The 5552-nt window shown below is 72.4% G+C and carries 6 protein-coding genes; 3 read left to right on the top strand and 3 right to left on the bottom strand.

Annotation, left to right across the window (positions count from 1 at the left end):
- Positions 1-90: 90 nt before the first annotated feature.
- The 3 genes from APY03_RS07075 to APY03_RS07065 are packed head-to-tail and all read left to right on the top strand — an operon-like array spanning position 91 to position 2527.
- Positions 91-456, top strand: coding sequence for a DUF6285 domain-containing protein (locus APY03_RS07075; RefSeq protein ID WP_068675293.1), 366 nt, complete (start codon positions 91-93; stop codon positions 454-456).
- 12 nt (positions 457-468) lie between these two features.
- Positions 469-1503 carry an aldo/keto reductase gene (locus tag APY03_RS07070; RefSeq protein WP_068675290.1) on the top strand — a complete coding sequence of 345 codons (1035 nt, stop codon included), beginning with the start codon at positions 469-471 and terminating at the stop codon, positions 1501-1503.
- 40 nt (positions 1504-1543) lie between these two features.
- Positions 1544-2527, top strand: a complete 984-nt coding sequence (locus APY03_RS07065; protein ID WP_068675288.1) for a tripartite tricarboxylate transporter substrate binding protein — start codon at positions 1544-1546, stop codon at positions 2525-2527.
- On the opposite strand, the gene APY03_RS07060 is transcribed toward APY03_RS07065, so the two are convergent.
- The 3 genes from APY03_RS07060 to APY03_RS07050 are packed head-to-tail and all read right to left on the bottom strand — an operon-like array spanning position 2514 to position 5435.
- Positions 2514-3443, bottom strand: coding sequence for an SMP-30/gluconolactonase/LRE family protein (locus tag APY03_RS07060; protein ID WP_068675296.1), 930 nt, complete (start codon positions 3441-3443; stop codon positions 2514-2516). The genes APY03_RS07065 and APY03_RS07060 overlap by 14 nt on opposite strands.
- A gap of 13 nt (positions 3444-3456) precedes the next feature.
- Entirely contained in the window at positions 3457-4236 is a 780-nt protein-coding gene (locus tag APY03_RS07055; protein ID WP_068675286.1) for an enoyl-CoA hydratase-related protein, read from the bottom strand.
- Complete coding sequence (locus tag APY03_RS07050; protein WP_068675284.1) at positions 4233-5435, bottom strand: CaiB/BaiF CoA transferase family protein; 1203 nt, start codon at positions 5433-5435, stop codon at positions 4233-4235. The genes APY03_RS07055 and APY03_RS07050 overlap by 4 nt, the downstream gene beginning before the upstream one ends.
- Positions 5436-5552: the final 117 nt, after the last annotated feature.

The following is a 5552-nucleotide window of genomic DNA, read 5'->3' as shown; positions in this document are numbered from 1 at the left end:
CCGCCATCGGCCGCCGGCTCGAGGAGCCGCTGTGGGACTTCATGACGCTCGCGACGGCCAACGCCTGAGAAGTCTGAGAGGAGAACCCGCATGCCCGCCTTCGTCCCCTCCGCCGGCGCCCTGCTGCAGGCCGCCGCCGACGACCTGGAGCGCGACGTGCTGCCCGCGCTGGCCGGGTTCCCGCGCTTTCGTACGCGCGTCATCGTCAACGTGTTGCGCCTGCTGACCCGCGAACTCGAACTCGGCGCCGCCGCCGATGCCGCCGAGCGCACGCGGTTGCAGGCACTGCTCGACAACGGCGAGGATGAACTGCCCGCACTTCGAGCGGCGCTCGCGCGGCGCATCGACGAGGGCGCGTTCGACCTCGCCGACGAAGCCCTGGTGCGCCACCTGCGCGAGAGCCTGCGCGAGGCGCTCGCCATCGACAACCCCGCCTGGGCGGACGATCGGCGCTGAGCTCGCACTCCCATGGAATACACCACCCTCGGCACCACCGGCGTGCAGGTGAGCCGACTGTGCCTCGGCACCATGATGTTCGGCGCGCAGGGCAACCCCGATGCGGCTGACTGCACGCGCATCATCCACGCCGCGCTGGACGCGGGCATCAACTTCATGGACACGGCCGACGTGTACGGCGGCCAGGGCGGCACGGAGGAGATCGTCGGCGCGGCGCTGGCCGGCGAGCGCCGGCAACGCGTCGTGCTCGCAACCAAGGGTCACTTCCCGATGGGTGCCGACCGCAACATGCGCGGCAACTCGCGCCGCTGGATTCGCCAGGCGGTGGAAGGAAGCCTGCGGCGGTTGCGCACCGACTGGATCGACCTCTACCAGCTCCATCGCCCGGACCCGCGATGCGACATCGACGACACGCTGGGCGTGCTGTCGGACCTGGTGCGCGAGGGAAAGATCCACATGATCGGCACCTCCGGCTTTTCGCCGGCCGAGCTGGTGGAAGCGCAATGGGTCGCGCGCGAACGCCGCCGCGAGCGCTTCGTGAGCGAGCAGCCACAGTACTCCATCCTCGTGCGCGCGGCCGAAGCCGAGCTGCTGCCCGCGGCCGAGCGCCACCGGCTGGGCGTGCTGGTCTGGAGCCCGCTCGCAGGCGGCTGGCTGGCCGGCAAATACCGCGCGGGCGAACCCGCCGCGGATAGCTGGCGCCGGCGCTTCAACCCGGGCCGCTTCGACACGGCGTCGCCCGAGGGCCGCCGAAAGGCGGAGACCGTGGAGCGGCTGCAGGCGCTCGCGTCCGACGCCGGACTGTCGCTGGTGCACCTGGCGCTGCGCTTCGTGCTGGAGCACCGCGCGGTCAGCGCCGCGATCATCGGCCCGCGCACGCTGGAACAGCTCGAACAGCAGACGACCGCGAGCGACGGTCGCCTCGAGCCGGCGCTGCTGGACGCAATCGACGCACTGGTGGCGCCCGGCACGGTGGTCGACCCCGCGGACCTCGGAACCACGCCACTGGCACTCGGGGACGCGCGGCTGCGGCGGCGCCCACCCTGAGGCCGCCGCCTCTTGTTCAGCCACGACACGGAGACAACCCATGCCACACACCACCCGACGCACGGCCCTGCGCACGCTCGCCGCCGCCTCGCTCGCGCTCGCCGGCGCTGCCGGCGCGCAGGACGCCGGGCGCTGGCCCGACAAGCCGCTGCGCATCGTCATCCCGACGCCGCCGGGCGGCGCGCTGGACGGCACCGCGCGGCTGATCGCCGAGCGTCTCTCGGCCTCGCTTGGCCAGCCCGTGGTGGTCGACACCCGCGCCGGCGCCAACGGGGCGATCGCCTACGCGCTCGCCGCCAAGGCCCCGCCCGATGGCTACACGATGGTGCTGACGCTCAGCAGCCTGGTGCTCACCAGCCTGATGGCGAAGTCGCCCGGCTACACGCTGCAGGAGCTGACGCCGGTGTCGCTGGTGGCCATGCTGCCCAACAGCTTCGCAGTGGCGCGGCACGTGCCGGCCACCGACCTGCGCCAGTTCATCGCCTGGTCGCGCACGCGCAAGGAAGGGGTGGACTACGGCACCAGCGGCCCGGGCAGCTCCGCCAACATCCTGGGCAGCATGTTCGCGCAGCAGGCCGGCATCAACCTGGTCCACGTGCCCTTCAAGGGCGAGGCGCCCGCGGTGCAGGCGGCGCTGGGTGGCCAGATCGCGGTGGTGATCGGCGCGGCCGGCACGCTGGCCGCGCAGGCCCAGGCGGGCCAGATGAAGCTGCTGGCCGTCGCGCTGCCCAACCGCCTCAAGGATTTTCCCGACGTGCCCACCTTCGGAGAGCTCGGCTTCCCCGCCGTCAGCCTGTCGGGCTGGTCAGTGATGGCGATGCCTGCGGGCACGCCCAAGCCGATCGTCGACCGGCTGTCGGCCGAGATCACCCGCATCGTGCAGACGCCCGAGGTGTCGGCGCGCATCTTCGCCTACGGCTTCCAGCCCGAAGGCAGTACGCCGGAGGCGGCCCGGCGCTTCGTGCAGGACGAGACGACGCGCTGGACGGCGGCCATCAAGGCCACCGGCATCACGATGGAGTGACGAGGCCCTCGCGGCTCCACCGCTTGCGCGCCAGCCGACCGGAGCGCGACAGCGTGAGGGTCGCATCGCGCCCGTCGGCGCCGCCGAAACAGAGGTTGGTCGTGGAGCGGTCCGGCATGGGCACGCGCTCCACCAGCGCACCGGCCGGATCGATCACGGTGATGCCGGCGATGCCGGGCGCGCCGATGGTGGCGACGCAGACGTTGCCGCCCGCCTCGACCGCGAGCGAATCGAACATGCAGTACACCGGCGAGGCGAACAGCATGCCGCCCGGCGTCATCGCGGGCCAGCCGTGGAGCGCCAGTTCCCCGGGCCCGGTCACCTCGAAGCGCCAGAGCCGCGCGGTGACCGTCTCGGCCACGTACAGCCAGCGGCCATCCGGCGACATGCCGATGCCGTTGGGGGTGAGCATCGGGAACACCACCTCGCGGATCGACGAGCCATCGGCGCGGGCGTAGCAGATGCGGCCACGCTGGAGTTCGGCGTGGCCCATGGATCCGAGATCGGTAAACCAGAAGCCGCCATGCCCGTCGAACACGATGTCGTTGGGACTCTGCAGCGCTGCGCTTACGGTGCGCTCGTACAGTCGCTCGACGCGGCCGGTGGCGAGATCGATGCGCTCGATGCGGCCGCCGCCGTAGCCGGCCGCGCGGCCGTGCGGGTACAACCCACCGTTCGGATCGTTGTGCCACTGCATGCCGCCGTTGTTGCAGACGTAGCAGGCGCCATCGGGACCGATCGCGGCGCCATTGGGCCCGCCGCCGGGCGTGGCCACGGTCTCGACCCCGCCACCGGGACGCCACCGGCTCAATCGCCCGGCAGCAATCTCCACGAACAGCACCGTGCCGTCCTCCATCGCCACCGGTCCCTCGGGAAATGCGAGGCCCGTGGCCAGGATCTTCAGGTCGTCGTCCATCACTGCGGCTCCTTCATGCGCCGCGCCAGCGCGGCAGGCGGTGCTCGGCGAAGGCGCGCGGGCCTTCTCGCGCATCCTCGGTCGCCATGACGCGCCGCGAAGCGGCGTCGGCCTCGTCGCGCAGCGTCGCGTCGTTGCGGTCGAACGCGCGGCGCGCCAGCGCCAGGCTGGCGCGCACGGCGATGGGCGCGTTGGCCGCCGCGCGCGCCGCGATGCGCAGCGCCTCGGGCAGCAGGCGATCGGGCGCCACCACCCGGTTGACGAGCCCGAGCCGAAGCGCCTCGGCAGCGTCGATCGGATCGCCGGTGGCGATCAGCTCGAGCGCCGCGCCGCGCGGGATGGCGCGCGGCAGGCGCCACACGCCGCCTGCGGTGGCGGCGAGGCCGCGCTTCACTTCGGGCAGCGCGAAGAGGGCCGTGTCGCACGCGATGGCGAAGTCGCACGCGAGCACCAGTTCGAAGCCGCCCGCCACCGCCGCGCCGTTCACCGCCGCGATCCACAGCTTCTCGCGCGGGGCGTGCACGAAGCCGGCAAAGCCGCCGTCGGACGTTGAGCGCTCGCCGGGTGCCGATCCGCCGGCCAGCTCCTTGAGGTCGGCGCCAGCGCAGAAGGCGCGGTCGCCGGCGCCGGTGAGGATCGCGGCCTGCACGGCCCGGTCGCGTTCGATCCCGGCGACGAGCGCGGCCAGCGCACGCGCGGCCTCGGCATCGATCGCGTTGCGCGCGCCGGGCCGGTTGATGGTGAGCACGGCGACCTGGCCGTGGTCCTCGCGCAGCACCGCCTCCGCGCTCACGCGACCGCCCCGTCGTCGCGCAGGCGTTGGATGTCGTCGGCCGAGTAGCCGGCCTCGCGCAGCACCTCGTCGGTGTGTTCGCCGATGGCGGGTGCGTGACGTGGGTGCGACTTCTCGGCGCCCTCCACCTGGAACGGGCTGCTCACCGTCAGGCCCGTGCCCGGAATGCCCTCGGCCGGCACGAGCGCGCCGCACAGGCGCATCTGCTCGTCGCCCAGCACGTCCTCGCTGCGCGCGACCACGCCGACGGTGAGACCTTCCGCGCCGAAGCGCGCGGTCCAGTCGGCGCTGTCGCGCTGCAGGAAGACTTCGTCCAGCAGCGCGGCGAGTGCCGGTCCGTTCTCGCGGCGCGCGGGCAGCGCCGCGAAGCGTGGGTCCTGCGCCAGCGCAGGAGCCTCGATCACGCGCAGGAAGGCTTGCCAGTCGCGTTCCTCGGTGACCAGGCTGAGGATGAACCAGCGCCCGTCCCCGCAGCGATAGAAATTGGTGAGCGCGTTGCGCGGCCAGGTGCGCGGCTGCCGGTACACCAGCCGCCCGCCGACCAGCATGCCCTGGATCGCCATCGCGTTGGCCCAGGCGCCGTTCGCGAGCAGCGAGGTGCTGACCATGCCACCCTGCCCCGTGCGCTCGCGCCGGTAGAGCGCAGTGACGATGGCCGCGAACAACGTGACTGCGGTGGGCTGGTCACCCAGGCCGTTCGCCGGGTTGGCGGGCGGCCCGTCGGGGTCGGGGCGCGTCAGGTCGGCCAGGCCGCTGCGCGCCCAGTAGGTGGTTGCGTCGAAGCCCGGCTTGCCGGACTCGGGCCCGGTTTCGCCGTAGCCGGTGAGGGAGGCGTAGACAAGGCGGGGATTGAGTTCGCGGATGCGTTCCCACGCCAGGCCGAGCCGCGCGCGCACCGGCAGCGGGTAGTTGGTGACGAGCACGTCTGCGGTGCGCACGAGGCCGTGCAGCACGGCCTGGCCCTCGGGCTTCTTGAGGTCCAGCGCGATGCCCCGGCGGCTGCGCGCGCCTTGCATCCACAGGTAGTTGTGCTGAGAGTAGGCGAGGTTCGGGTTCTGCGCCGTCTTGCGGAAGCCGTCGCCTTCGGGCACCTCGACCTTGATCACGTCGGCGCCGAAGTCGGCCAGGATCGTGGCCGCCGCGGGGCCTGCGATGTAGCTGGCGACGTCGAGCACCTTGAGTCCTTCGAATACGCTCATGGGTGGGCCTCTTGCTCTCTTCCCTTTCCGGAGAGGGTTGGGGTACTGGGCGCTTGATGATGCGTTGCGCTCGATCGGAGGCTGGAGCCGGGGCGTCGTCCCGGCAGCCGAGTCACT

Origin of the sequence: Variovorax sp. WDL1, assembly GCF_001541225.1 — a bacterium.
Lineage (GTDB): Bacteria > Pseudomonadota > Gammaproteobacteria > Burkholderiales > Burkholderiaceae_C > Variovorax.
This window is presented reverse-complemented; position numbering and strand designations above follow the sequence as displayed.